Below are 26,652 nucleotides of genomic sequence, written 5' to 3'. Positions count from 1 at the left end.
GGATGTGCCATCCCCGGCGGTCCGTCAGGCAGGCGAATGAAGTGAAGGAACCGCGAAGCGGCGCGAGGACCGCCAGCCCCTGCCCGGCACCAGACTGCGGTATCACCTGTCGTTTAACTGACTGACATTACCGCTTAGCGGTCCTTTTTTTGGCGAATATCGTCTGTCAGGATGATTCTGCCGGTGACTGATTAACGCTGGGCTTCGCCGCCGAGCGCTTCTACCAGATTGCTGGTCAGTGCGGCCAGTTCGCTGGTCATCAGAATAAAGTCCGCATCAAAGCGCTGTGCAAAATCTTCGCGGTCAATATCGTCGTTCTGGTCGCGCAGCGTGTCGCTGAACTTCAGACGCTTCACTGAACCATCATCGGCCAGCACGAACTGAATGCGCTCCTGCCAGTCGAGCGCCAGTTTGGTTACCAGCTTACCCGCTTCGATGTGGTTGGCGATCTCATCGCACACCAGATCCTGTTTCTTGCAGCGGATAACGCCGCCATCTTCCAGCAGCGCTTTCAGCTCCGCTTCATCCATCAGGGCGAATCCGGCAGGCAGCTCGCCTGAACGTACCCATTCTGTCAGGGTCAGTTCAATCGGGCTTTCCAGCGTCAGCGGCACCACCGGCAGTGAGCCCAGGCTTTTGCGCAGTAGCGCCAGGGTATCTTCCGCTTTTTTTGCGCTGGCACAGTCAACCATAATCAGGTTGTTGACCGTATCGATCCAGAGGTAGGTCTGGCTGAAACGGCTGAAGGCGCGCGGCAGCAGGCTGTGCAGCACTTCATCTTTCAGCGAATCTTTTTCGGTCTTCTTGAGCTTGCGGCTCTGCTCAGATTCCAGCTTGTCGATTTTCGCTTCCAGCGCCTGTTTCACCACCGGCGAAGGCAGGATTTTCTCTTCTTTGCGGGCGCAAATCACAATCTGGCCTTTGTTTTCATGGGTCAGCGCATCGCTGCGGTTGCCCATCGGCGAGACCCAGCCGGTCTTGCTCATATCCTGACTGCCACACGGTGAAAACGTGAAGGCGTCGAGCTGCTTTTCCATCTCATCTGCGGACAGCGGAATGTCACGATTCAGACGATAAACCATCATATTTTTAAACCACAACATCGGGATTCCTTACCGTGGCGCGATCGGGCGCACAAGTCTGCGAGAGTCAGCGCGCATGATAGCGAAACATCGGAGTGGTTTCATTGCCTTTCCGGCAGACGCCTTTTACTGTATCTCTCACCTGAACGAATAACGAGGACGTAATCTTGCGCATAGGCATAGATCTGGGTGGCACCAAGACAGAAGTGATCGCATTGTCGGATAAGGGAGAGGAGCTGTTCCGCCACCGGGTGAATACCCCGCGTGATGACTATCAGGCAACGGTACAGGCGATTGTCGATCTGGTCACGCTGGCGGAGCAGAAAACCGGCGAAACCGGCACGGTCGGCCTCGGTATTCCCGGCACGCTTTCGCCTTACAGTAAGCGGGTAAAAAATGCCAACTCCACCTGGCTCAACGGACAGCCGCTGGATAAAGATCTGGCGCAGGCGCTGAACCGGGAAGTGCGTATCGCCAACGACGCCAACTGCCTGGCGGTGTCGGAAGCGATCGACGGTGCCGGTGCCGGACAGTCGCTGGTGTTTGCCGTGATCATCGGCACCGGATCGGGCGCCGGTGTGGCGATCAACGGTGAGTCGCGTATCGGGGGCAACGGCAATGCCGGTGAGTGGGGCCACAATCCGCTGCCGTGGATGGATGAGGATGAGCTGCGCTACCGTCAGGAAGTGCCCTGTTATTGCGGGCAGCAGGGCTGCATTGAGACCTTTGTTTCAGGCACCGGTTTTGGTATCGACTATCAGCGGCTGAGCGGCGTGCATCGCAAAGGTGCGGAGATCGTCTCGCTGCTGGCGCAGCAGGATCCGATCGCCGAACTGGCGATGAGCCGCTATGAGCTGCGGCTGGCAAAATCGCTGGCGCAGGTGGTGAACCTGATCGATCCCGATGTGATTGTACTGGGCGGTGGGATGAGCAATGTGGATCGTCTCTATCAGACCGTGCCGGTGCTGATGAAGAAGTGGGTATTTGGCGGGGAGTGTGAAACGCCGGTGCTGAAGGCGCAGCATGGCGACTCCAGCGGCGTACGCGGTGCAGCGTGGCTCTGGCCGCTTAACGGCTGAGTTACCCGAGCATCCGCTGACGATTCAGCGCCGGAGAGACCCGGCGCTGAATCGTTAACCCACGGCACTCACAAGTGCCGGTTTTATTCGCCGACCAGCATACTGTCCTGCGGCGCCCGATCGCGCTGCGCTTTGGTGGCGAGGAAGTAGAGATAGCCTGCCAGCATGATGGCGAAAAACAGCGCGCCAATCACCGGATTAAACCACAGCATCGCCAGCAGACAGACCACCGACAGCAGCAGGGCGATGCCCGGAACAATCGGATAGCCCGGCGCGCGGAAACTGCGGACCATCTCCGGCGCGCTGCGGCGCAGTTTAAACAGGCTCAGCATACTCATGATGTACATCACTATCGCGCCAAACACCGCCATGGTGATCATCGCCGCCGTCAGCGTCATCCCCTGCAGATTAATCACACCATCGCTGTAAATCGCCGCGATACCCAGCACGCCGCCGAGAATAATCGCCCGATGCGGGGTCTGGAAACGCGACAGTTTGGCCAGAGAAGGCGGCAGATAGCCCGCGCGTGCCAGGGCAAAAAACTGCCGTGAATAGCCGAGGATGATGCCGTGGAAGCTGGCAATCAGGCCAAACAGTCCGATCCACACCAGCATATGCATCCAGTTAGAGTGTTCGCCGACAATCATTTTCATCGCCTGCGGCAACGGATCGTTAATGTCGGCGAGTTTGCGCCAGTCGCCCGCGCCGCCCGCCATCAGCATCACGCCTATCGCCAGCAGCACCAGCGTCAGAATTCCGCTGATGTAGGCGCGGGGAATGGTCCGGGTCGGATCTTTCGCCTCTTCGGCCGCCATCGCCGCGCCTTCAATGGCCAGGAAAAACCAGATGGCAAAAGGAATGGCGGCGAAAATGCCGGAGAAGGCGGGCAGTCCGAAGCTGTCACTGCCTGCCCAGCCGTGCGCGGCGAAGTTCGCCAGGCTGAAGCCGGGTGAAACCACACCCATAAACACCAGCAGTTCAATCACCGCCAGCACCGTCACAACCAGTTCAAACATCGCCGCCAGTTTTACGCCGAGAATATTCAGCGTCATAAACACCAGGTAAGCCCCGACCGCCGCAGTCTTCGGGTTCAGTTCGGGATACTGCACGTTGAGATAAGCCCCAATCGCCATGGCAATCGCCGGTGGCGCAAAGACAAACTCAATCAGCGTCGCCAGACCGGCAATCAGTCCGCCGGTTTCGCCAAAGGCGCGGCGACTATAGGCAAATGGCCCGCCTGCATGGGGGATCGCGGTGGTCAGTTCGGTGAAGCTAAAAATAAAGCAGGTATAGAGCGTGGCGATCAACGCGGTGGTGACCAGAAATCCCAGCGTGCCCGCCACGGCCCAGCCGTAACTCCAGCCAAAATATTCGCCTGAAATGACCAGGCCAACCGCAATCCCCCACAGATGCAGGGTGCCCAGAGTGGGCTTGAGTCTGTTTGTCATACTGTTATCCCCGTCGTTGTTGGCTTCGTGCGGCGTTACACCGCCATTACGCTACAGTAAGGGGATAATGCCGTTGCATTACTCGCCACGACTTGACGCGGGCGCAGTGACTTCTGTTCTCCACGGTCAACTCACAGGCAACAACCGGGCCAGCTGCACGCTGCGGTCAACTTTGTCTCTTCCGGAGTCAAGCAGCTCACCTTCTGGCAACGCATGCTGAGATAACGCAAGTGACAAGGAGCCGGACTGATGAGCGCTAAACAATATGACAACCTGACTGATTCCCAACTCACCCTGATGGCGCAGCAGGCGCTGGCCTGTTATCCCGCCGCGCTGCAGGGCCAGCTCAGCCTGCTGTGCCGCTCAGAGAACGCCACGTTTCTGCTGCAGGCGGCAGGCCGGCGTTATGCGCTGCGGCTGCATCGCGGCGATTATCATCAAAAAGCCGACATCGTCAGTGAACTACTGTGGCTCAATGCGCTGCGCGAAACCGGCATTATGGTGCCGGAAGCGGTGCCGGACAAAGAGGGCGAAACCGTGCTGACGCTGCGGCTGCCGGAGGGCGGTGAACGCTACGTGGTGCTGTTTCACTGGATCGACGGAGAGATGCCGACCACCGACGTCGATCCCCGCGCTTTTCAGCAGCTCGGCCAGATCACCGCGCGGCTGCATCAGCACAGTAAACAGTGGCAGCCGCCTGCGGGTTTCCAGCGCATCATCTGGGATCACCACACCATGACCAGCGCAGAGAGTCACTGGGGACGCTGGCAGGATGCGCCGGATCTGAATCCTGCCGATCACGGCGTGGTAGAGCAGGCGATAAGCCAGGTCGGCGCGGCGATGACGCAGTTCGGTAAAGGATCGGATCGCTATGGCCTGATCCACGCCGATCTGCGGCTGACCAATCTGCTGCTGCACAAGGGCGAAACGCGGGTGATCGATTTCGATGACTGCGGGCTCGGCTGGTATCTGCACGATCTGGCGGCGGCGATCAGTTTTGTTGAGCATCATCCGCGCGCGCCAGAGTGGATCGATCACTGGATCCGCGGCTATGAGCAGGTGGCGCATATCAGCGATGCGGAGATGGCCATGCTGCCCGCGCTGTTGATCCAGCGTCGTATCCAGCTCACCGCGTGGGTGGGATCACATGCCGAAACCGAAATGGCGCGCAGCCTGGGATCGGCGTGGGCCAGCCACTCGGTCCGCCTCTGCCGCCGCTATCTGGAAGGTGAGCAGCTGCCGGTCGGCGTCTGATGCACCAGCGGCGGGCGTCGCTGCGCCGCCGCAGTGCCCTGCGCGTAGCCCGCGCGCCGCCCGGACAGCCCGCAGGCGGCGCGTCGGGCATCAGGGACCTGGTATGGAAATTGCTCGGATAGGAGTAACGGGTGATCCACCTGAATTCTGACTGAGGCGACCATGAATCCGACACTGATAAAGCCCGATGCGTTTGCGGCCTGCTCGGCAGCGGCGGGGGCAGGCAATCACGGCGTGCTGGCAGCAGCGGCGACTGGCTTAAGCGACTTTATTCATACCCAGGGCGGCGATGTTGATCGCATCTTCGGCATCAGCGGCATCGATCCGGAGCGCCTGGCCAGTCCGACGCTCAGCCTGGGGCTGGTTAACTACTGTCGGGTGCTGGAAGAGGCGGCGCGTCACTCCGGTTTTGATAACTTCGGTTTGCACTACGGCAGGCAGTTTAAACCGCAGTCATTAGGCCTGATCGGCTACATCGGTTTGTGCTCCGCCACGCTGGAACAGGCGCTGCATAATGTGGTCAACGCATTTCCCTGGCATCAGCACGACACCTTAACCCGGCTGGTGGATAAGGGAGAGTGCTGGCGGCTGGATTATCAGGTGCGACATGGCGCGATCCTGTCGCGCCGTCAGGATGCGGAGCTGACGCTGGGGATGTTTATGAATCTGATCCGCCACGTGGCGGGCAGACACTGGGCACCGCGCGAAGTCCACTTTGAACATCCGCGTCCCGGCCAGTGGCACGATCACTGCAAAGTGTTTGATGCCCCGGTCTGGTTCGATCAGCCGTTTAATTCACTGGTGATCCCCAAACGCGATCTGCAGCGCGCCATGCCGGAGAGCGATCCGATCCTGTTAATGGTGATGCAGGATGCGATCCGACGGCTTAACCGTGTGACGTCACAGCAGAGCATGATTGAGCAGGCGCGTTCGCAGGTTAATTTATCGCTGATGCAGGGTGAGCCGGTGCTGGAAGAGGTGGCGGATAAGCTCGGACTGTCGAGCTGGTCACTGCAGCGGCGGCTGCGCGAAGAGGGCAGCAGCTTTACCGCGCTGGTCGATCAGGTGCGCTGCGAAATGGCGACACACTATTTGCAGCAGAAGCAGCTGCCCATCTCTGAGATGGCGCTGCTGCTGGGCTACTCGGAAGTCAGCGCGTTTTCACGCGCCTTTCGCCGCTGGTTTGGCATCAGTCCGCGCCAGTGGCGTCAGGAAGGTCTGGCCAGTTAACCGCGCGGCGCAAAGCCGAACCACGCCGGTTGTCCAGGCTCCGGCGGCGGCGGCAGATCGCGGGTCTGCGCGACCAGTTGCCAGGCGCGCAGGCAGAGCGCTTCATCACCCTGCGTCTGGGTCACCGCATAATGTCTGCTGTGTGGTTGCCACTCCATCCGTACCAGACATTGCTGACCGGCGTAACGCGCCGCATCGCTGAACTGCCGGTTCAGTACTGGCTGCATTTGATTAGTCCAGTGACAGGATTGACTGTCAGGATCTTTCGACGGCTGACAGAGGTTTGCCACGCTATCCCGTTGCTTTGTCACAGGTTGCTGACAGGCGCTGAGCGACATTGCAATAATCACCCCCGGCAACATTCTCATCGTTATATTAATTAAATTCATTTAACTGGCCAACTTTCCTTAAAGATCTTCCGGTCTGCTGCCGACAGTCTACAGACCGGCATCATGAATGCTATGGCATTACTCCGACTGTCGTCAGAACCAGAATTTACCGCCCTGGCGCCCGCTATCCCTGCGGCAGTTCCAGCTGGCTGTAACCCAGCCCATTCATCTTGCGTACTTTAATCTGTACCGGAATACGCTCCTTCATCGCTTCCACGTGACTGATGACCCCAATGGTTTTGCCGCTGGCGTTGAGTGCATCGAGTGCGTCCAGCGCGGTGTCGAGCGTCTGCGCATCCAGCGTGCCAAATCCCTCATCCAGAAACAGCGATTCGATGCGCGTTTTGTGGCTGACCAGATCCGATAACGCCAGCGCCAGCGCCAGACTCACCAGGAAGCTCTCACCACCCGACAGCGTGCGGGTATCGCGCGCCGCATCGGCTTGCCAGGTATCGACCACATCCAGCTCCAGCAGATCCTGCGCCCGTCGCTGCAGCAGATAGCGGCCATGCAGCCGATCGAGCTGACGGTTAGCCAGGGCCACCAGGTGATCCAGCGTTAAGCCCTGGGCGAAGCGCCGGAATTTATCGCCGCTGGCGGAGCCAATCAGATCGTTGAGCAGGCTCCACTGCGCCAGCGTCACACCATCCTGTTCAATCTTTGTCATCAGGCTCTGCTGGCGCACACGAAGGCTGGCATCGCTCTGTAGCTGCTGCTGAATCTGACCCTGCTGGCTGGCGTTGTCGCGCAATGCCAGCCGTAACTGCTCCAGCTGTTGCGCCAGCGCTTCGGCGGATTCCGGCATCGCAGCGGGTTTCGCCTGCTGATGGAGACTGAGCCGTTGGCGCAGATCCGCCAGTCGCGCCTGCTGCTGCTGGCATTGCTGATCGAGCTGCTGCAACTGCTGACGCAGTTGCACTGCGGTCCGTTCATCCAGCAGCGCCGCGCGCAGGCTGGCTTCATCCGCGAATCCGGCGCTCTCGAGTGCCTGCTGCAGCGCGCTTTCCGCCTCTGCCAGTTTGCTATTGAGCGTCTGCCGCTGATTTTCCAGCCCCGAAAGCTCACCCTGCAGGCGACTGACCTCGGCCTGCGCCTGTTGCAGGGCAGTGAGCTGCTGTGCCAGTTGTTCATCAGCCTGCTGAACGCGGGCCTGTATCTGCTGACGGGCGTGGGTGACCTCGCGGTCGCCAAACAGCGCCTGACGGGCACGGCGCATCTCGCTGAGCTGCGTCTGGTTCTGGTTTTGCTGCTGCTGACGAGTGGTGAGCTGCTGCTGCTCCAGTTCTGCCTGCTGTTGCAGGGCAGTGAGCTGGGTTTCCCCCTTTAACAGCTGCGGTTGCAGGTTTGCTAGCAACCGCTCACTTTCCTGCCAGCGCTCCCAGCGCCGCTGCTGTTCTGTCAGCCACGCCTCGCGATGGGCGGCGTCGGGCAGGGCAAGGTTGTGTGCACTGAACTGCTGCTCCAGACGACTCTGCAATTGCGCCATGGCCTGCTGTTCCTGCTGCTGACGCTGTTGCAGCGCATCCAGCGCCTGTTGCAGGCTGGACAGCGACTGCTGCGCCAGCTGTTCTGCCTGCAAATGCTGCTGCCAGGCCTGTGACTGCTGAAGATAGTAATCCTTTGCGGCCTGACGCGCCTGTTCGGCGGCTTCCTGCGCCTGTCGCTGTTGCTCAAGCTGGCTTTCACGTTCGCTTTGCTGCTGCTCCCACGCGGTTAAGGTATCCCGATCGGCGAGCGGGAAGGTAAGTGCCAGCTCACCGCTCAGCGCCTGCCATTGCTGCTCAAGCCGATCGAGCTGTTGCTGCATCTCCGCGATCTCATCGCGCAGGGTCTGCTGCTGCACGGCTGACTGTTTCAGCTGTTCGCTTTTTGCCGTGCCCGCTTCGCGCAATGCCTCGGTTTGTTGTTGCAGTGCAGCCCGGCGCTGCTGGTTAGCACTTACTTCCAGCGTGCTGTAGGCCTCAACGGCGGGATGCGTGCAGGAGCCGCACAGCGGACAGGGCTGATCGGCGGCGAGCCGGGCGCGGTAATCGCTGAGATCGACAATCTGCTGCTCCAGCGCGCAGATTTTTTCGACATCATCCAGCTGCTGTTTTTCGCGTTTCCACGTTTCGCGCAGGGCCTGGAGTTCCGCTTCACTCTGCTGATGCGCTTTTGCGAGCGCGATAAGCCGCTGCTGGCGCTGGCCCAGCTGCTGGTGCAGCGGCTGCCACTGGGTTGAAAGCAGCAGCAGTTGCTGACGAGCCGGACGGCTGTTCTGCAACTGGCTTAATGCCTGACGCAGTGCGGCAGGCGGATGCTGTTCCTGTAGCGAAGTTAGTACTTGCTCCGCCTGCGAGAGCGCCTGGCGGGCCTGTTGCTCCGCCTGCTGGCGCGGGAGCGCCTGTTCTGCCTGCTGCTGCTGTTCCGCCTGCTGGGCAGCGATCTGTCGCTGCTGCTGCTCGCGCTGTTGCGCCAGTCCGGCCAGGGTCGCTTCACGCTGCGCCAGCAGGGCAAAGTTCTCCTGCCACACCGGCAGCGAAGCGCCCCATTGGGCGAGATCGGCAAGCTGCTGGCGTAACTGATGCTGTTCGGCAATCGCCTGCTGCCATGTCTCAACCTGGCGCTTCTGCTCTGCAAGGCTGGCCTGTGTCTGATCAGCATGCTGCTGCTGTCGGGCGTTTTCCTGCTGCTGCTCCGCAAGCTGCTGCTGCAGTGTACTGATCCGCTGATCCAGCGGCAGCACCTGTTCTGTCAGCAGGCTCTCCTGCTGCTGCTGTTCCTGCAGCGCCTGCTGGCGGGCACTCTGGGTCGCCGCGTAGTGCTGCTGATGCTGCTGCTGTTGGGTCTGCGCCTGCTGCTGCGCCGCCGTGAGTTGCTGACAGCGGCTCACGACCTGCTGCTGTTCTGTGCGTAACGCATCGCGCTGCTGCAGTTTTACCCGCAGCTTTTCAGCCGGTTCGCTGCGTGCCAGCCGCTGACGATCGGCCTCTGCCGCCTGGGATGCAGCCTGGGCCTGCTGCAGCGCGACGTCAGCCTGCGCATTTTCCTGCTGTAACTGCTGCGCCTGCTGTTGCCACTGCTGCTGTTGCTGCGCCTGCTGATAGTGCGCGCTGAGCCGCTGTTCCGCATCGGTCAGATCGGTGAGCTGCTGTTGCAGCGCGTCGCGTGCGTCGCTATCCAGCAGCGCCATCGCTCCCGCCTGGCTGCGCAGCAGATCCAGCTGGGTTTTTGCCTCTTTGTGGCGCTCGTAGATGGCGGCGGAAATCAGACCGTAAATTTCGGTGCCGGTCAGCTCCTCAAGCAGTTCCGCGCGCTCACTGGCTTTCGCGTTGAGAAAGGCGGCGAACTGGCCTTGTGACAGCATCATCGAGCGGGTAAACCTTTCAAAATCGAGCCCGGAGAGGGTTTCGATCAGCTTCAGCTTGTCACCGACTTTATCGGCAACAATGATGTTGTCGGCGCAGCGTGCCAGCTCAACGCGCGGTGCCTGAAGTTTGCCGTCGGCAGTGCCGCGCGCGCGGTTCTGGCTCCAGAAGGCGCGCCAGGCTTCTCCTTTGATCTCAAACTCCACCTCGGCCAGACATTCGGCACAGTCGCGGGTCATCAGCGCATTCTGGCTCTGTGAAATCGCGCCCAGGCGCGGCGTCTGGTGATAGAGCGCCAGGCAGATGGCGTCCAGCAGGGTGGTTTTACCGGCGCCGGTGGCACCGGTAATGGCGAACAGGCCGTTGCTGGCGAAAGGTTCGGCGCGGAAGTCGATGAACCATTCACCGCGAAGGGCATTGAGGTTTTTGAACCGTAGCGTGAGGATCTTCATTGGGTCTCTTCCATGGCGGCCAGCGTCTGGCGGAACAGGGTGGTCATCTCGGCGATTTGCTCTGGTTGCAGCTCCTCATCCAGCGCCAGCCGGCGGGCAAAGACCTCCTCCACCTTCAGCTCACTCAGGGTTTCGTTGTCGAGCCGCGCCAGGCTCTGTTGTCGCTGTTCACGGCTGCGGCGGAGCAACAGGACTTCGACCGGCAGCGTGGCGGTCAGGGTTTCTACCTGACGCTGCAGATCGCTGAGGTACTCCTGGGTGGTGACTTCGATGTCGAGCCAGGTCGGCTTCTCCTGCTCTGCCGTGCTGAAGGCATTTAGCTGTTCTGCAATCTGCGCCAGCGATCCTTTCAGCACCTGCATCGGCTGCGCCTGTGGCACCACCAGCGGCGTGACCGATTGCAGGCCGCTGGTGGTGAGTTCCAGCAGGAAGACGCTTTTTTCTGTGCCCAGCTCGTCAAAACTCAGCGGAATCGGCGAGCCGCTGTAGCGGATATGCTCGCTGCCCGCGACGCGCTGAGCGCGATGAATATGCCCCAGTGCGATATAGTCAGCCGCGGGAAACGCGCTGGCCGGGAAGGCATCCAGCGTGCCGATATAGATGTCGCGCACCGAATCGCTCTGGCTGACGCCGACGGTGGTGAGATGGCCGGTGGCGATAATCGGCAGTGCATGGCCCAGCGCCTGGGCGGCGGTGAATCGCTGCTGATAGTGGTGGGCGATCGCTTCCAGCAGCGAGGTCTGCTTGTCGCGTCCCGACTGACCCGCCCGGCTGCGCAGGATATCGCGCGGCCGCAGATAGGGAATCGCACACAGCAGCGCGCCCGGCTCGCCCTGGCGGGTGTTGAGCAGCAGCACATCATCCTTCTCCTGCGGGGTGGCGATCACCCGGGTATTGAGGCAGGCGAGCAGCTCACGCGACTCATTCAGCGTGGCAACGGAATCGTGGTTGCCCGCCAGCACAATCAGCTGACAGCCGCTGGGCTGCAGCGCCACCACAAAGCGGTTGAACATCTCGCGGGCGTAGCTGGGCGGTGTACCGGTATCAAACAGATCGCCTGCGATGATCAACGCATCCACCTGATGCTGTTCAATCTGGATCAACAGCCAGTCGAGAAATGCCTGATGTTCGGCTGCCCGACTTTTGTTGTAGAAGAACTGCCCCAGATGCCAGTCCGCAGTATGAATGATGCGCATGATGAGTCCCTGCCGTTGTGATTCGCCCGGCGATTATACTGGCTCTGCGGCCAAAGCAAAAAATTGTCGCTGCGCTGTCATAAATGATTACCAGTGAGGTTACAGGCAGGTTATGTTTTTCATAAAAGTGTCACAAATCTGACGCATAATGGCGCCGCGAATCTCAGTGACATCCGTCATAATCAGCAGGAGTAATAATGGCTAAGCGCATTTTGGTTGTGGAGGATGAAGCCCCCATCCGTGAAATGTTGTGTTTTGTTCTGGAGCAGAACGACTATCAGCCAATCGAGGCGGAAGATTATGACAGCGCCGTTGGCAAGCTGATTGAACCCTGGCCCGATCTGATTTTGCTGGACTGGATGTTACCCGGTGGCAGCGGTATTCAGTTTATCAAACATCTGAAACGCGAGGCGATGACACGCGATATCCCGGTGATGATGCTCACCGCGCGCGGCGAAGAGGAGGATCGGGTGCGCGGCCTGGAAGTGGGTGCCGATGATTACATTACTAAACCCTTTTCACCTAAAGAGCTGATGGCGAGAATCAAAGCGGTGATGCGCCGTATTTCGCCGATGGCCGTGGAAGAGGTGATTGAGATGCAGGGGCTGAGTCTGGATCCCTCCTCACATCGCGTGATGTCCGAAACCACGCCGCTGGAGATGGGCCCTACCGAATATAAGCTGCTGCACTTCTTTATGACCCACCCGGAACGCGTTTACAGCCGTGAACAGTTGCTGAACCACGTCTGGGGCACCAATGTGTATGTGGAAGATCGTACTGTCGATGTTCACATCCGTCGTTTACGTAAAGCGCTGGAAGTGTCCGGCCACGATCGCATGGTACAAACCGTTCGCGGAACAGGGTATCGTTTCTCTGCCCGCTACTAAACGGAGCCTTTACCGTGCTGGAACGCCTCTCCTGGAAGAGATTACTGACAGAACTGCTGCTGGTCTGTCTGCCCGCAGTGCTGCTGGGCCTGCTGTTCGGCGGTCTGCCCTGGTGGCTGCTGCTGAGCGTGCTGACGGTGCTGTTGTGGCATTTTCACAATCTGATGCGGCTGTCGCACTGGCTGTGGCTGGACCGCACCATGACGCCACCAGCCGGGCGTGCCAGCTGGGAACCGCTGTTTTATGGTCTTTACCAGATGCAGCTCCGCAACCGGCGGCGGCGGCGTGAACTGGGCAATCTGATTAAGCGTTTCCGCAGCGGTGCCGAGTCGCTGCCGGATGCGGTGATCCTGACTACCGAAGAGGGCACCATTTTCTGGTGTAACGGCCTGGCGCAGCAGCACCTGGGTCTGCGCTGGCCGGAAGATAATGGCCAGAACATCCTCAATCTGCTCCGTTATCCGGAGTTCTCCCGCTATCTTCGCCAGCGCGATTTCGACAAGCCGCTGACGCTGGTGCTGAACAACAAACTTCACATGGAGTTCCGCGTCATGCCCTACAGCGAAGGGCAGTGGCTGCTGGTGGCGCGTGATGTCACGCAGATGCATCAGCTGGAAGGGGCGCGCCGCAACTTCTTTGCCAACGTCAGCCATGAATTGCGCACACCGCTCACGGTGCTGCAGGGCTACCTGGAGATGATGAACGACTCGGTGATGAGCGAGCCTTCGCGCAGCAAAGCGCTGCACACCATGTCGGAGCAGACGCGCCGCATGGACAGCCTGGTCAAACAGCTGCTGACGCTGTCGCGCATTGAAGCCGCGCCCGCGATCGATCTGAAAGAGAAGGTCGATGTGCCGGTGATGCTGAAACTGCTGCAGCATGAGGCGGCAACGCTGAGTGGCGGCCGTCACGACATCCATTTCCATACCGATCCCCATCTGAAAGTGTTCGGCAACGATGAACAGCTGCGCAGCGCCATCTCCAATCTGGTTTACAACGCGGTAAACCACACACCGGATGGCACGCGAATTGATATCAGCTGGCTGCGCGGCAAACAGGGGGCGATCTTCCGGGTGTGCGATAACGGGCCGGGCATCGCCTCAGAACATATTCCGCGTCTTACCGAGCGTTTCTACCGGGTCGATAAAGCCCGTTCGCGTGCGACCGGCGGCAGCGGGCTGGGGCTGGCGATAGTGAAACATGCTCTGAGCCACCATAACGCGCGGCTCGATATCACCAGCGTGCCGCACAAGGAGACCTGTTTTACCTTTACGCTGCCAGCGAGGTTGATTGTCAGCAGCGTGATGCAGGAGAATGCCGTTCATTAATTGCTGCCGGATCTCCCTGATGCGCATCCTTCTTTTGTTGATCGTTACTCTGCTGCCGGGCCTGGCACTGGCCCAGCCCGGCGCGCTCTCCGGCAATCTCAGCAGCGTCGGATCCGATACGCTGGGCTATCTGATGACGCTGTGGGGCGAAGATTTCAGTCGCCAGGCGCCGGGCGTCAATGTTCAGGTTCAGGCCTCCGGCTCTTCTACTGCGCCGACCGCGCTGGCGGCAGGGGCAGCACAACTCGGTCCGATGAGCCGCCCGATGCAGGCAGATGAACGCCAGGCCTTTGAGGCGCGCTACGGCTATCCGCCGCTGGCGGTTCCGGTGGCTATGGATGCGCTGGTGGTAGTGGTGAATCAGCGCAATCCGCTGCAGCAGATTGAACCGCGTCAGCTCGATGCCATCTTCTCGATTACCCGTCTGTGTGGCGCACACAGCGTGCCGCTGCGCTGGGGCGATCTCGGCTTAACCGGCGCGCAGTGGAGTAAACGGCCGATTCAGCGCTATGGACGTAACTCCGCCTCCGGCACCTGGGGTTTCTTCAAGCAGCAGGCGCTGTGCAAAGGTGATTTTCGCAGCGACGTGGCGGAGTTTCCCGGCTCGGCCGCAGTGGTGCAGGCGGTGGCCGGTAATTCACGCAGCATCGGCTACGCCAGTTTTGGCTTTCATCTCAGCGGCGTAAAAATGCTGGCGGTGATGAATGATCAGGGGCAGGCGATTACCCCGGATGCCGATGCCATCCGCAGTGGCCGTTATCCCTGGGCGCGCCCGCTCTATCTCTATGTGAATAAAGCGCCCGGCAAACCTTTGCCGCCGCTGGTGGCCGCGTTTCTGCAGCAGGTACTTTCGGCACAGGGACAGCGGCGGGTCAGCGAAGCGGGCTATCTGCCGCTCTCTGACAGTCAGATGACGCAGGCGCGCGCCGCGCTGCGTTAATCTCCCGAACGTGAATTTTTTTCATCATCTCTGAATTTTCTTCAGTTGCAGAAGAAAGCCGCTCATGCCACTCTGTGTTCAGACATGTAGCCATCCAGATGGCTATTTATATCAGGATGCAACTATTTCCTGCCGTCATTACCGGCAGGAGAGACAGGAGTGATCATGCAAAGAGAAACCGCCCCGTTCCGTGCCGATACCGTTGGCAGCTTTCTGCGTCCCGCCGCCATTAAGCAGGCGCGCGAACAGTTTGCAGCCGGAGAGATTGATGCGGCGGCCCTGCGCCAGGTTGAAGATGAGGCGATTCGCGATGTGGTAGCGAAACAGCGGGAAAACGGTCTGAAAGTGGTCACTGATGGCGAGTTTCGTCGCGGCTGGTGGCACTTCGACTTCTTCTATGGCCTGAATGGCGTAGAGCGCTATGAAGCGGAGCAGGGCATTCAGTTTAATGGCGTGCAGACCAAAGCGCATGGCGTGAAAGTGGTGAGCAAACTCGGTTTCCCGACGGATCATCCGATGCTGGCGCATTTCCGCTTCCTGCAGAGTATTGCCGGTGATGCGGTGCCGAAGATGACCATTCCCAGCCCCAGCGTGCTGCACTTCCGTGGTGGCCGTAAGGTGATCGACGCGGAAGTCTATCCCGATCTGGCAGACTACTTCGACGATCTGGCGCAGACCTACAAAGCGGCTATTCAGGCGTTTTATGACGCGGGCTGCCGCTATCTGCAACTGGATGATACCGTCTGGGCTTACCTCTGTTCTGAAGATCAGAAGCGTGATATCCGGGCGCGTGGCGACGATCCTGACCAGCTGGCACAGACTTATGCTCAGGTGTTGAATAAAGCGCTGGAAGGTAAACCTGCCGATCTGACCGTGGGTCTGCATGTCTGTCGCGGCAACTTCCGTTCAACCTGGATCTCTGAAGGCGGCTATGGGCCTGTCGCAGAAATCCTGTTCGGCAGCGTCAACGTGGATGCCTTCTTCCTGGAGTATGACAACGCCCGTTCCGGCGGTTTTGAACCACTGCGTTACATTAAGCCAGGTCATCAGCAGGTGGTGCTGGGCCTCATCACCACGAAAGTGGGTGAACTGGAAGATCCGGCGCAGGTGAAAACCCGGCTGGAAGAGGCGTCGCAGTATGTCAGTCTGGATCAGATCTGCCTCAGTCCGCAGTGTGGTTTTGCCTCAACCGAAGAGGGCAACAGCCTGACCGAAGCGCAGCAGTGGCAGAAGATTCGCCTGGTGGTCAATATCGCGAATCAGATCTGGTAGTGCTGTAACGTTGTGCAGACAGGCGCGTAAAACGCGCCTTTTGTGTATCTTCAGACCCGTTTATGCGGGGATTTCTCACGCTCTGTCTATTATTTAGGCACATCATCTTGTGTGCCTGCTGCAAAAATTAACGCTATCCACTGCCTTTTGAAAAAATGGCGGCATAACCTTCTGGTTTTCCGATCCCGTATTGCCTTTCACCGCTATAAACGTTTTACTTAGCGCCGTTGTCGATCCATCCCTCTGTGAACAGAATAAAAGCAGCTTAAATCACCTGTGCTTTACCCTGCGACGAGCATAATGCGCTGACATTGTCAGCCTGGTCGCGGTTTACACGCAGCGAGGGGACAACACTAACCCAACTTCCACCGCAACATCAGTGACAGGCCGTATGACACATCGTTTAACTTCGAAGGACATTCTCGCGCTGGGCTTTATGACATTCGCCCTGTTTGTTGGCGCGGGCAACATCATTTTCCCACCCATGGTCGGTATTCAGTCTGGCGAACACGTCTGGACTGCCGCGATTGGTTTTCTGATTACCGCAGTCGGTCTGCCCGTGATGACCGTGATCGCGCTGGCCCGCGTCGGCGGCGGCGTGGATGCGCTCAGCACCCCGATTGGCAAGGTCGCTGGCATCGTGCTGGCCACCGTTTGCTATCTGGCTGTCGGGCCGCTGTTTGCCACACCGCGTACGGCCACGGTCTCGTTTGAGATGGGCATTGCACCGCTGACCGGTGATGGCGCGCTGCCGCTGTTTATCTATAGCCTGATTTACTTCACGCTGGTGATTGGCGTATCGCTCTATCCCGGCAAGCTACTCGACACGGTAGGGCACTTCCTTGCGCCATTAAAAATTATTGCGCTGACCGTGCTGGGCGTTGCTGCCCTGGTGTGGCCTGCTGGCGGCACGGTTCCGGCTACCGCTGATTATCAGCGTGCGGCCTTCTCCAGCGGTTTCGTCAATGGCTATCTGACCATGGATACGCTGGGCGCGCTGGTATTTGGCATCGTGATTGTCAACGCCGCCCGTTCGCGTGGCGTCGATAATGCCGCGCTGCTGACCCGTTACACCGTGCTGGCGGGGTTAATCGCCGGTCTGGGCCTGACGCTGGTCTACCTCTGCCTGTTTAAGCTGGGCGCGGGCAGCGGTGCGCTGGTGGATCAAAACGCTAACGGCGCAGCGATTCTGCACGCGTATGTTCAGCACACCTTTGGCAACATGGGCAGCTTCTTCCTTGCCGCGCTGATCTTCGTCGCCTGTATGGTGACCGCCGTTGGCCTGACCTGTGCCTGTGCGGAATTTTTTGCGCAATACCTGCCGTTATCGTATAAAACGCTGGTGTTTATTCTGGGTCTGTTCTCCATGGTGGTGTCGAATCTCGGCCTGAGCCACCTGATTCAGATCTCCATCCCGGTACTGACGGCAATTTATCCGCCCTGTATCGTGCTGGTGGTGCTGAGTTTCACCCTCAACTGGTGGAATAAGAGCAGCCGGATTATCGCGCCAGCCATGCTGATTAGCCTGCTGTTTGGTATTGTTGATGCGATTAAAACCACCGGGTTTAAAGATTTGCTGCCCGCTTTCAGTCAGCATCTGCCGCTGGCCGATCAGGGTCTCGCCTGGTTGCCGCCGTCGCTGGTGATGCTGCTGATTGCCGCTGTTGTTGATCGGGTGAAAGGGCCGGAACAGGTGACCGTTCACTCGTAGCAGAGAGCACTGATTTTTCTTTAACCACGGGCCTGCCCGTGGTTTTTTCATTTCACAGGTACAGGTTGTTATGCAAGAAACCAACAAGCTCAAACGCGGACTGAGCACGCGCCACATCCGCTTTATGGCGCTGGGATCGGCGATTGGCACCGGGCTGTTCTACGGTTCCGCTGACGCGATAAAAATGGCCGGGCCGAGCGTGCTGCTCGCCTATATCATCGGCGGGGCAGTGGCTTACATCATCATGCGCGCACTGGGTGAGATGTCCGTTAACAATCCTCAGGCCAGCTCCTTCTCACGTTACGCGCAGGATTATCTTGGACCGATGGCAGGCTACATCACCGGCTGGACGTACTGTTTTGAAATCCTGATTGTGGCGATTGCGGATGTCACGGCGTTCGGCATCTATATGGGCGTCTGGTTCCCTGAGGTGCCGCACTGGATTTGGGTGCTGAGCGTGGTGCTGATCATCGGTGCCGTCAATCTGATGAGCGTGAAGGTGTTCGGCGAAGTGGAGTTCTGGTTCTCCTTCTTCAAAGTCGCCACCATTATCGTGATGATTCTGGCCGGTTTCGGCATGATCATCTGGGGGCTCGGCAACGGCGGCCAGCCGACCGGCATCCACAATCTCTGGACTAACGGCGGCTTCTTTGCGCACGGCGTAGTCGGTATGCTGCTGTCGCTGCAGATGGTGATGTTTGCCTATGGCGGTATCGAAATCATCGGTATCACCGCCGGTGAAGCGAAAGATCCGGAGAAGTCGATTCCGCGCGCCATCAACTCGGTGCCGTGGCGCATTCTGGTGTTCTACGTCGGCACGCTGTTTGTGATTATGTCGATCTACCCGTGGAATCAGGTAGGAACTTCGGGCAGCCCGTTTGTGCTGACCTTCCAGCATCTGGGCATTGCGGCGGCCGCCTCTATCCTCAATTTTGTGGTGCTGACCGCGTCACTCTCGGCGATTAACAGCGATGTGTTTGGCGTAGGCCGCATGCTGCACGGGATGGCGCAGCAGGGACATGCGCCGAAGGTCTTTATGAAGGTCTCTTCGCGCGGGATTCCGTGGGTGACGGTGGTGGTGATGATGTTCGCCATGCTGATTGCGGTTTATCTCAACTACCTGATGCCGGAAAAAGTCTTCCTGGTGATCGCCTCGCTGGCGACCTTTGCAACGGTGTGGGTCTGGATCATGATTCTGCTGTCGCAGATCGCGTTCCGTCGCAAAATTGGCAAAGAGGCTGCCAGTAAGCTGCAGTTTGCGCTGCCAGGCGGCAGCTGGACTGCTGGCGTCGGCATAGCCTTCCTCTGCTTTATTATCGGTCTGATTGGCTATTTCCCCGATACCCGCATTTCCCTCTATGTCGGTATGGTGTGGATAGTGGTGCTGCTGCTGGGCTATAAGCTGGTTCGTAAAGTCCGCTAAGGATGTTTTCCATGCTGGCTGGAGTGAGACTGTTGAAGCCCGGCTGCAGATAATGCTGCGGCTGGGGCTGTTTTTTTGGCCTCCCTGATCGGGTTTTGTCTGAAGGCGTTCGTCAGCGCCCGGAGGGGAATTCTGGCCGCGAGCCTGGCCACTGGCGCAGGGGAGTGAAAGTAATGGTCATCGGGCGTTAGCGGGACTATCGTTCAGGCGCGCAGACGGGCGTAACCGGCCGTCCATCTGTAGTGATCGATATCGATGTGGCGCTTATGACAGTCAATCCGCGCTTTATTTCGCTGGATTGACGCCTGCAAATGCGTCTCAGGCTCTATTCGTATCAACAATAATGCTGATTTACTAATTGCCTGACCGCCCCTATCTTGTTAACTGTCCGTGCCAGCATTAATTCGGCAACACAAATAACAAGTTATTCAGGGACAAACCATGTTCAACAAGCCCTCACTAAAGAGTCTGCTGTGCCTGCACTCTGTGTGCTGCATACTCCTTACAGCAATTCTGCTTTCCACAGTGACCGGCTTTGTGCTGAGGAACCAGGCAGAACAACGTCTCCTTGAATCCAGCACTGCATATGCACGTAAACTGGCCAACACTGCCGATAACATGTTCCGGACGGCCCAGAAGGAACTGGCTTTCAGCGCCGCACAGATAACCAGCTACAGGGATTTGCAGGTTCTGCAGCATGAAACCGACAGGCTACGTCTGCAGTCAGACATGTTCAGTTCCGTGCTGGCCCTGTCGCCCGAGGGGCGGGTCGTGGCCGCTTCTCCCTTAAATTTCATTCCATCCGGTACGTCGCTGAGTGTGGCGTCCGGGCAGCTGGAGGCCGTAAAAAAAGGCCCTTTTGTTTCTGACCCACTCACCCCCTATACGGGAAACTATCTCGTCTTTTTGTCGAACCCGGTCTATTCGCCGTCAGGCGAATATCTGGGGTATCTGGCAGGCTCAATCTATCTGACCAGGAGCAGTATGCTGAGCCGTCTTCTGAACCAGCACTTCTATGCTGATAAGACGACTGTCAGCATTGTTTCCGATACCGGTGAAGTGGTTTACTCCGCGGATGAGGCTCTGACCGGAAAAAGCATCAACCTGAGTGCGGATCTGTCGGCGCAACTGAAACAGAAAAAATATGGCGCAGTGAAAACCCTGTTTAATCAACAGAGTTGCCTGCTGGGTTATTCGGACGTTGTGAAAACGAACTGGCATGTATTCGTCTGCGTTTCATCTGACGTGACGAGCGCAATTCTCAACCGCATCGTAAGTGATGTGATCCTCTACGGGCTGGTGCTGGCGCTTCTGTTGGTCATTGTGAGTCTTTACATCTCCGCCAGAATTTCACAGCCACTCGAAAATCTGGCCCGCCTGACCAGCTCAGGCGCGATCGGGCGATTATCAGGAAAAATGGACGGAATTAAAACGTGGTACAAAGAAGCTGACAGGCTAAAAAAAGCATTTCAGGCTTATTCAGCAGCCATCGATAAAACATTTTCTATACTGCGCGATGATGCTCTGACGGATCATCTGACGAAATTACACAACCGGCGGGGCTTCGATCAACTCACGGCACCTTTTGTCGGGGGACAGGGTTCACACAGCCTGGCTCTGTTTGATATCGACCACTTTAAACAGGTTAATGATCAGTTCGGACACGATACAGGGGACGAGGTACTGGTGGCCGTATCAGATCTATTAAAAAAAGGATGCCGTACTCAGGACATCATCTGCCGGTTTGGCGGTGAAGAGTTTGTCATTTTTTTTCCAGACACAACGCTGACCGAAGCCGGATTGGTTGTAAACCGTATACGTGAAAACATTGCAAACGCGCAGTTTCCCGCAGTGAAGCACATTACGATTTCAGCAGGCGTTTGTGAGCTCGCTCACGATGGCGATGACAGAGAAAAAGCGCTGGTTGTGGCAGACCACCTTCTGTACAGGGCCAAGCATGAAGGCCGGAACCGGGTGGTGACCCAGGCACATTCGGTTCACTCACCCTGAGGTACGTTTTTATGATCCGCTTCAGTCGAATGCAGAGTCCGCGTGTAGTTACCCGTCAGCCTGGCCGTTAATTGCTTCTCTCACAGATGAAAAGCGGTGTGTTTTCGGCATAAAAAATCCAGGCATCTTTACCATAAGGCCTGATCTTGAGTACCAGCGGCATATTGTTATCTGTAAAAAAGTCGGGTAACCATTTCTTCTGATCGGAAAGGCTCATCGTCATCTGAGGGGAGTTCATGATCAGCTCAGACCTGAAGTAGTAAAAAAATTGGTTCTGTAAGTATGAAAATGAAATCGTTTTACTCAGATAAGATTTTGTTTCATTTTTATCATATAAGATCCCAGACATTGAAAGAACGCCTTTTCCGTCAAGAAGGGTTTGCGTAATAAGTAAGTCCATCCGGTCCTGCTTCCATTGATAGGACACATCAGCTGTACAAGAAATGGTGTTTTCACCGTTCCTGCTGAATGGCGCGAAAGAATAGATGACAATGCACAAGATAATCAGGAGGATAACTTTAATCATTATTCAGTTTCTTCACAAAGTAATACGAACGGCAATTTGCTCTGACATGTCCATTCAACGGATGCTCGCAGTTAAAATAAGAAAGACTGTCTGCATGTTTGAATGCGGTAAGGTAGATATAAGGTGCTATACTGCAATTTAATTTCATCTCATCAACCTGTTCCTTCACCTCATCCTTTTTCAGCCACCCATCCGCATTATTGAAGATTATGCAGCCTTTGTAGTTAGTGCTGTAAATAAACACAGTGTCATTATGATTCGGTCCGGATCTGAAATATAAAAAAGACGAAAAAAAAAGTGCCAAAAAAAGCATAAAGGTTGCGATCATCATTTTTTTTGACTTAAAAAAAGCTGAAAAAAACGGATGTTGTGTCAGGGGTGAATATGAAGAAATCTTGTTTTCAGAATCTGATTTTTGCTCATTCTGAGTATTCCTCATTCTTTCATCATGGAGGCTGTGCTCTGGCATTTCATTGCCGCCGGCGGAGAGAGAATGGGCACTTTCCGACTCAGTGCTGACAGATGTAAAGGAAAAAAGACTTTCTCTCTCAACGGTTGTCTGTGGAGAAAGGAGAAACCCCTTCCGCGGCATGGTCCGGATGATATCTTCCTGAAGACCGGCTTTATTCAGCGCGCGTCTCAGCGCCGAGATATTCTGATAAAGAGTCGTTGAGGCCGGTTCCGTACCAAACCGACGCCATACATAGTCATAGAACTGTTGATGTGTGACAAGTTGCCCTACATTATCAATGAGAAGTTCCAGACACAGTGATGCGGATGCGCTGATAACCGCCGGGTTGCCCCTGCCGGTAATTCTTTTTTTATCCGGTTCAAATATCAGAAAACTGTTAAGAGTGATTTTTCTGCTCAAAGCATTCTCCACCAGTGAAAGAAATAAAGACCCCGCATAAAACATACTGCTAATGCGCAGGTGAAAGTTTTGTGAAATAGAAAAATTGTAAGCCTGAAGCTAATCAGATCAGTTTAAATAAGTATATCACATCTTTTTATTGCAAATTTATTTTTATGTTTTGCATGATTTTTTATGTGGGTACTGCAAGTAAATCATTGTTTTTTATGAAGATAATATTGAATATAAAATTCATATAAATTTAAACAAGATTAGAGAAATTCAAAGGTGTGTTTATCTCACTTCGCTCGTAAGATGCTTTCGCTGGCTTAATTGTGTCTATGAATTTAAGTGCCCTGACAGTATTAACCATGTTGGATTTTCTCTCTCCTGGTTTATTTACTCAGGCATCAGTCAGCATGTCTATTAACAGAAAAAAATTTCAAGGAGTACTGGAATGTTTAAAAAAACTTTATTGACCGGGTTCGTTGCCCTGACCGCATTATCGGCCAGCAGTGTATATGCAGCACAGGAAAACAGTATCCGCTTCAAAGGTGAAGTTTCTGCCCAGACGTGTAACGTCAGCGTCAACGATTCAACTTCAGCTGCACCTGTTATCTTGCTGCAGACGGCAAAGGTCAGCGATCTTTCCGCGACGGGGAATACGTCTACACCCACAAATTTCAGCATGAAGCTGACAGGATGTACGGATCCTAAAACAGCGACTCAGGACATTAAAATTCATTTTGCATCATCCAATGTTGATGCTTCCGGTAACCTGAAAAATATTGCAACTGACTCTCCGGCAAGTAACGTCGCGATTCAGTTACTGGACCCTGACAATAATGTCATTGATTTAAAATCAGGCGAAGCAACTGCTAAGGCATTCTCGCTCAATCCGAATGAAACCAGCGGAGAAGCACAGTATACCGCTCGGTATATTGCTACCGGTGGGGCTGCAACAGCCGGTAAGGTTGAAGCGACCGTTCAGTACGCTATCAGTTATCTTTAAAAACTGCGCCCCGCGTTTTCGCGGGGCTGGAATAAATTATGAAACTTGTGACTTATCTGAAAATAATTTCAGTTTTCTTTTTTTTAATCAGTGGCGTAACTCAGGCTGCGGTAGTCATGAATGCTTCGCGTATTGTGATGGCGGGTACGCTTGAGAAGACCATTATGTTTGATAACACCAGTGACAATCCGTTTATTGTTCAGGTTGAATCGGATAATAAAGACAAACCAGATTTTGTTGCCGTGCCGCCTGTTTTTAAAATTAAAGAGAAAGGGGGGCAGACGGTAAAAGTTAAACTGTTATCCAGTGAGTTGCCTCAGAATAGAGAGTCGCTCTTTTATCTGGACTTTACTCAGATTCCGGGCGTCAGGAAAAATGAAAATGACGATGACCGGCTTAATATCATCATCCGGAGTCGGCTGAAAGTTATTTACAGACCGGCTGCAGTCAATGCTTTTTCTTCGAAAGATGAAAATAAAGTTTCATACCGATTGCAGGGAGGAGCTTTAGTGATCAGCAACAAATCGCCGAATATTCTATCCATCAGAGATATCAGCAATGGAAAGCGGATCCTGGCAGAAAAATTGACGCTATTGCCGGGTGACGATTATTCCGCAGTCCTCAAGGGCGATCGTCTTAGTGGTCCGCTTAATGCGGTGATGATCAATGATTATGGCACGCCAGTAAATTTCCTGATTAAAGATAAATGATGTGATGTTGTTACGAAAATGAAAATCAGAATTTATTACCTGCTTATTTCTCTCTGCTCGTTTTCTATTTATGCGGAAGAATATGAATTCAGCCCCGCCATGCTCAGTGCGGGCGGCCTGAGCGATATTTCCGCATTGTCAGGAGAAGACACATTTTATAACCCCGGTGAATATGACGTTTCTGTTTACATAAACAATAAATTATTTTCAAAAAAGTCGCTGACTTTTGAACGGAAAGGTAAGTCGCTGACGCCGTTATTTACAGGTGAGTTTATCAACAGTTTACCTCTTAAAAAGAAGCCAGAAGCCCTGGTTAATGACAGAAAATACGCGCTTGAAGCTGTTCTGCCGGAGGTAAAGACTTCGCCCGACCTTTCTTCTCTGCGGGTAAACATTACTGTGCCTCAGTCTCTGCTGGTATACCGTCCGGATGATTATATTCCCTCAAGTGAGTTTGAGGCAGGCAGTACCGCCTTATTTTCGAATTACACGGTCAACCAGTATGAGTCACATAGCACCCATACAGGCGGAGTGAGTTCGACGTATGTTGGACTTAGCAGCGGCTTTAACGCAGGAAAGTGGCAGTTCCGGCAGCAGGGGAATTTCAACCGTAACCGTTTTGGGTCCAGATGGCACTCCTCACGCCTGTACGCCAGTCGGGGCTTGCCGTCACTGCGAAGTGAGCTGCTGCTAGGCCAGCTCAGTTCGGGCTCTGATGCATTCAGCGGGCTCGGTTTTACCGGTGTAAGTCTCAGGACCGATAACCGCGTGTTACCCCCTTCCATGGTTCAGTATGCGCCGACGGTGAGAGGTACAGCGAGAACCAATGCGAAAGTCGAAGTCTTTCAAAAAAAATACAAAATCTATGAGACGACTGTTCCACCGGGTAACTTCAGAATTGATGACCTGGCACCGGCTTTCTACGGTGGAGACCTCAATGTCAGGGTGACGGAAAGTGACGGAAGCCTCACTGAGTATTCAGTACCTTACTCTACACTACCGGGTTCCGTCCGCCCCGGACGCCTGGACTATAGCTTTTCAGCCGGCGAGATCAATGATTACAGCCGTGACAACCAGTTTACCGAGCTTTCCGTCAAGTATGGCGTTTCTAATGCGGTAACGGCAAACAGCGGGTTACGTATCGGCAGTGGTTATCAGGCGGCCAGCGGTGGGGCCATCTATTCTTCGTCACTCGGTGCATTCGGTTCTTCTGCAACCTGGTCCAATGCGCGACTCAGAAATGGCAGCGCCACGCAGGGGTGGATGGTGAATACCGAGTACAGTAAAACGCTGGGTCCGGTTGGCACCACCATCAGTTTTGCCGGCTACCGGTATTCCACCCGTGGCTACCGGGATCTTCAGGATATCGTTGCCCTGAACAACTCGGACACCCCGCTGTCGTCGGTGGAGGGGGGAACGTACATGCAAAAAAACCGTCTTCAGCTCAATGTCAGCCAACCGCTAGGTTCACTGGGCAGCATTTACGTTTCCGGCTCATCGCAAAATTACTATGACGGACGAAACAAAGACACCTCTTATCAGGTGGGATACAACACGGCATTGCCTTACGGCATTCACATGGATTTCAGTATTTCCAGACAGTACCGCACCCGGATTTCTGACGCGCAGAGATGGGGAGTACCTGACGAAAAACGGCACAAGGAATATTACAAAGACACCCAGTTTGCGCTGAATTTTTCTGTGCCTATCGGGCGTGATACCCGTAATACAACCCTGTCTGCGTCATACATCAATAGTAATAGTGAACACAGCTACCAGACCTCGCTGTCCGGCAGCGCAGGTAAAGACAACACGACCCAGTGGGGTGTGAATTACAGTCGCGACCGCTCAGGAAACAGTTCGGGTCTGAATCTGGCGACCATTCTGCCCAAAGCCAACGTGAGTGGAACGGTCTCAAAATCTCCGGGAAACTGGCAGGCATCCGGTTCGATGAGCGGTGCCATCGCGTTGCACAGTGGCGGGATCACACTGGGGCATACCGTGAGTAACACGTTTGCCATTGTGGAAGCAAAAGGGGCAGAGGGCGCCACGGTACTCAATGGCCAGAACATTAAAATCGACAGTTCAGGTTATGCAATCGTTCCTTCGCTGATGCCTTACAGACGTAACAACATCAACCTTGATGCGCCGGAAGGGGCATCCGCGGATGTCGATATTATTGACAGCCAGCACGTTGTGACGCCATACGCGGGTTCCGTCAACCGGGTGGTCTTCAAAACGCGCCAGGGCATACCGGTCATGATGCAGCTCAGGCGGGCGAATGGCAGCTATGTCCCCCTGGGGTCAGATATTTTCGATTCCGGTGGAAATAACGTTGCAACGGTAAGCCAGGCCGGTAATACCTATCTGCGGCTGGAAAACCGTCAGACACTGACCGCCCGGTGGGGCAGCGCGCCCGATGAACAGTGCACCATCCGTTATACGCCTGTAGATACTCAGTCCACGAAAGCGCTGAATTATATTACCGCAGTCTGTCAATAAGGCC

20 protein-coding genes are annotated in these 26,652 nt (G+C 55.8%); 13 read left to right on the top strand and 7 right to left on the bottom strand.

All coding sequences use genetic code 11. The features are described from left to right. Positions 1-191: 191 nt before the first annotated feature. Positions 192-1,103 carry a recombination-associated protein RdgC gene (gene rdgC, locus ACK13D_RS11980; protein WP_022625153.1) on the bottom strand — a complete coding sequence of 304 codons (912 nt, stop codon included), beginning with the start codon at positions 1,101-1,103 and terminating at the stop codon, positions 192-194. Positions 1,104-1,249: 146 nt separating this feature from the next. On the opposite strand from rdgC, the gene mak reads away from it, so the two are divergent. After that, the gene (gene mak / locus ACK13D_RS11975; protein WP_010255298.1) at positions 1,250-2,161 is read left to right on the top strand and encodes a fructokinase; all 912 of its coding nucleotides are present in this window, start codon (positions 1,250-1,252) and stop codon (positions 2,159-2,161) included. 83 nt (positions 2,162-2,244) lie between these two features. Here mak and eat read toward each other — a convergent pair whose 3' ends face one another. Further along, a complete protein-coding gene (eat, locus tag ACK13D_RS11970) occupies positions 2,245-3,609 on the bottom strand; it encodes an ethanolamine permease (protein ID WP_010255299.1) in 1,365 nt (454 codons plus the stop codon). 249 nt (positions 3,610-3,858) lie between these two features. Between eat and ACK13D_RS11965 the strand changes: the two genes are divergently transcribed. Beyond that, a complete protein-coding gene (locus ACK13D_RS11965) occupies positions 3,859-4,863 on the top strand; it encodes a phosphotransferase enzyme family protein (RefSeq protein ID WP_010255300.1) in 1,005 nt (334 codons plus the stop codon). A gap of 162 nt (positions 4,864-5,025) precedes the next feature. Further along, a complete protein-coding gene (gene qhpR, locus ACK13D_RS11960) occupies positions 5,026-6,093 on the top strand; it encodes an AraC-like transcriptional regulator QhpR (RefSeq protein ID WP_163850660.1) in 1,068 nt (355 codons plus the stop codon). On the opposite strand, the gene ACK13D_RS11955 is transcribed toward qhpR, so the two are convergent. The 3 genes from ACK13D_RS11955 to sbcD all read right to left on the bottom strand — a co-directional run bounded on the left by ACK13D_RS11955 (position 6,090) and on the right by sbcD (position 11,477). Further along, a complete protein-coding gene (locus tag ACK13D_RS11955) occupies positions 6,090-6,320 on the bottom strand; it encodes a cell envelope integrity TolA C-terminal domain-containing protein (RefSeq protein ID WP_010255303.1) in 231 nt (76 codons plus the stop codon). The genes qhpR and ACK13D_RS11955 overlap by 4 nt on opposite strands. 286 nt (positions 6,321-6,606) lie before the next feature. After that, the gene (locus tag ACK13D_RS11950) at positions 6,607-10,281 is read right to left on the bottom strand and encodes an AAA family ATPase (RefSeq protein WP_418796437.1); all 3,675 of its coding nucleotides are present in this window, start codon (positions 10,279-10,281) and stop codon (positions 6,607-6,609) included. Then, the gene (sbcD, locus tag ACK13D_RS11945) at positions 10,278-11,477 is read right to left on the bottom strand and encodes an exonuclease subunit SbcD (protein WP_010255305.1); all 1,200 of its coding nucleotides are present in this window, start codon (positions 11,475-11,477) and stop codon (positions 10,278-10,280) included. Before sbcD ends, ACK13D_RS11950 begins: the two co-directional genes overlap by 4 nt. Before the next feature lie 197 nt (positions 11,478-11,674). Between sbcD and phoB the strand changes: the two genes are divergently transcribed. The 7 genes from phoB (at position 11,675) to ACK13D_RS11910 (ending at position 21,048) form a co-directional block, all read left to right on the top strand. Then, positions 11,675-12,364: a phosphate response regulator transcription factor PhoB gene (gene phoB, locus ACK13D_RS11940; protein ID WP_003852491.1), complete on the top strand. Its 690-nt coding sequence runs from the start codon at positions 11,675-11,677 to the stop codon at positions 12,362-12,364. Between the two features lie 14 nt (positions 12,365-12,378). Beyond that, positions 12,379-13,692 carry a phosphate regulon sensor histidine kinase PhoR gene (gene phoR, locus ACK13D_RS11935; protein WP_010255313.1) on the top strand — a complete coding sequence of 438 codons (1,314 nt, stop codon included), beginning with the start codon at positions 12,379-12,381 and terminating at the stop codon, positions 13,690-13,692. A gap of 19 nt (positions 13,693-13,711) precedes the next feature. Beyond that, a complete protein-coding gene (locus ACK13D_RS11930; protein ID WP_031293116.1) occupies positions 13,712-14,632 on the top strand; it encodes a PstS family phosphate ABC transporter substrate-binding protein in 921 nt (306 codons plus the stop codon). Between the two features lie 165 nt (positions 14,633-14,797). After that, entirely contained in the window at positions 14,798-15,904 is a 1,107-nt protein-coding gene (locus ACK13D_RS11925) for a cobalamin-independent methionine synthase II family protein (RefSeq protein ID WP_346526196.1), read from the top strand. Between the two features lie 391 nt (positions 15,905-16,295). After that, a complete protein-coding gene (brnQ, locus tag ACK13D_RS11920; RefSeq protein ID WP_033771063.1) occupies positions 16,296-17,615 on the top strand; it encodes a branched-chain amino acid transporter carrier protein BrnQ in 1,320 nt (439 codons plus the stop codon). Between the two features lie 70 nt (positions 17,616-17,685). After that, entirely contained in the window at positions 17,686-19,038 is a 1,353-nt protein-coding gene (gene proY / locus ACK13D_RS11915) for a proline-specific permease ProY (RefSeq protein ID WP_346451370.1), read from the top strand. A gap of 441 nt (positions 19,039-19,479) precedes the next feature. Then, positions 19,480-21,048, top strand: a complete 1,569-nt coding sequence (locus ACK13D_RS11910; RefSeq protein ID WP_022626133.1) for a sensor domain-containing diguanylate cyclase — start codon at positions 19,480-19,482, stop codon at positions 21,046-21,048. Positions 21,049-21,115: 67 nt separating this feature from the next. On the opposite strand, the gene ACK13D_RS11905 is transcribed toward ACK13D_RS11910, so the two are convergent. After that, positions 21,116-21,574, bottom strand: coding sequence for a hypothetical protein (locus ACK13D_RS11905; protein ID WP_010255330.1), 459 nt, complete (start codon positions 21,572-21,574; stop codon positions 21,116-21,118). After that, entirely contained in the window at positions 21,567-22,490 is a 924-nt protein-coding gene (locus ACK13D_RS11900; RefSeq protein WP_022626131.1) for a winged helix-turn-helix domain-containing protein, read from the bottom strand. The genes ACK13D_RS11905 and ACK13D_RS11900 overlap by 8 nt, the downstream gene beginning before the upstream one ends. 391 nt (positions 22,491-22,881) lie before the next feature. Between ACK13D_RS11900 and ACK13D_RS11895 the strand changes: the two genes are divergently transcribed. The 3 genes from ACK13D_RS11895 to ACK13D_RS11885 are packed head-to-tail and all read left to right on the top strand — an operon-like array spanning position 22,882 to position 26,648. Further along, positions 22,882-23,436, top strand: coding sequence for a fimbrial protein (locus tag ACK13D_RS11895; RefSeq protein WP_010255336.1), 555 nt, complete (start codon positions 22,882-22,884; stop codon positions 23,434-23,436). 38 nt (positions 23,437-23,474) lie between these two features. Continuing rightward, entirely contained in the window at positions 23,475-24,146 is a 672-nt protein-coding gene (locus ACK13D_RS11890; protein ID WP_010255337.1) for a fimbrial biogenesis chaperone, read from the top strand. Positions 24,147-24,164: 18 nt separating this feature from the next. Further along, positions 24,165-26,648 carry a fimbria/pilus outer membrane usher protein gene (locus ACK13D_RS11885; RefSeq protein ID WP_010255338.1) on the top strand — a complete coding sequence of 828 codons (2,484 nt, stop codon included), beginning with the start codon at positions 24,165-24,167 and terminating at the stop codon, positions 26,646-26,648. Positions 26,649-26,652: the final 4 nt, after the last annotated feature.

This window comes from Pantoea sp. K16 (assembly GCF_048452805.1).
Classification (GTDB): domain Bacteria; phylum Pseudomonadota; class Gammaproteobacteria; order Enterobacterales; family Enterobacteriaceae; genus Pantoea; species Pantoea agglomerans.
This window is presented reverse-complemented; position numbering and strand designations above follow the sequence as displayed.

Excerpts from the sequence above, each read along its gene's own strand:
- rdgC (WP_022625153.1), bottom strand. The coding sequence starts at position 1,103 with ATGTTGTGGTTTAAAAATATGATGGTTTATCGTCTGAATCGTGACATT.
- eat (WP_010255299.1), bottom strand. The coding sequence starts at position 3,609 with ATGACAAACAGACTCAAGCCCACTCTGGGCACCCTGCATCTGTGGGGG.
- ACK13D_RS11965 (WP_010255300.1), top strand. The coding sequence starts at position 3,859 with ATGAGCGCTAAACAATATGACAACCTGACTGATTCCCAACTCACCCTG.
- qhpR (WP_163850660.1), top strand. The coding sequence starts at position 5,026 with ATGAATCCGACACTGATAAAGCCCGATGCGTTTGCGGCCTGCTCGGCA.
- ACK13D_RS11955 (WP_010255303.1), bottom strand. The coding sequence starts at position 6,320 with ATGCAGCCAGTACTGAACCGGCAGTTCAGCGATGCGGCGCGTTACGCC.
- ACK13D_RS11950 (WP_418796437.1), bottom strand. The coding sequence starts at position 10,281 with ATGAAGATCCTCACGCTACGGTTCAAAAACCTCAATGCCCTTCGCGGT.
- sbcD (WP_010255305.1), bottom strand. The coding sequence starts at position 11,477 with ATGCGCATCATTCATACTGCGGACTGGCATCTGGGGCAGTTCTTCTAC.
- phoB (WP_003852491.1), top strand. The coding sequence starts at position 11,675 with ATGGCTAAGCGCATTTTGGTTGTGGAGGATGAAGCCCCCATCCGTGAA.
- ACK13D_RS11930 (WP_031293116.1), top strand. The coding sequence starts at position 13,712 with ATGCGCATCCTTCTTTTGTTGATCGTTACTCTGCTGCCGGGCCTGGCA.
- ACK13D_RS11925 (WP_346526196.1), top strand. The coding sequence starts at position 14,798 with ATGCAAAGAGAAACCGCCCCGTTCCGTGCCGATACCGTTGGCAGCTTT.
- brnQ (WP_033771063.1), top strand. The coding sequence starts at position 16,296 with ATGACACATCGTTTAACTTCGAAGGACATTCTCGCGCTGGGCTTTATG.
- proY (WP_346451370.1), top strand. The coding sequence starts at position 17,686 with ATGCAAGAAACCAACAAGCTCAAACGCGGACTGAGCACGCGCCACATC.
- ACK13D_RS11910 (WP_022626133.1), top strand. The coding sequence starts at position 19,480 with ATGTTCAACAAGCCCTCACTAAAGAGTCTGCTGTGCCTGCACTCTGTG.
- ACK13D_RS11905 (WP_010255330.1), bottom strand. The coding sequence starts at position 21,574 with ATGATTAAAGTTATCCTCCTGATTATCTTGTGCATTGTCATCTATTCT.
- ACK13D_RS11900 (WP_022626131.1), bottom strand. The coding sequence starts at position 22,490 with ATGTTTTATGCGGGGTCTTTATTTCTTTCACTGGTGGAGAATGCTTTG.
- ACK13D_RS11895 (WP_010255336.1), top strand. The coding sequence starts at position 22,882 with ATGTTTAAAAAAACTTTATTGACCGGGTTCGTTGCCCTGACCGCATTA.
- ACK13D_RS11890 (WP_010255337.1), top strand. The coding sequence starts at position 23,475 with ATGAAACTTGTGACTTATCTGAAAATAATTTCAGTTTTCTTTTTTTTA.
- ACK13D_RS11885 (WP_010255338.1), top strand. The coding sequence starts at position 24,165 with ATGAAAATCAGAATTTATTACCTGCTTATTTCTCTCTGCTCGTTTTCT.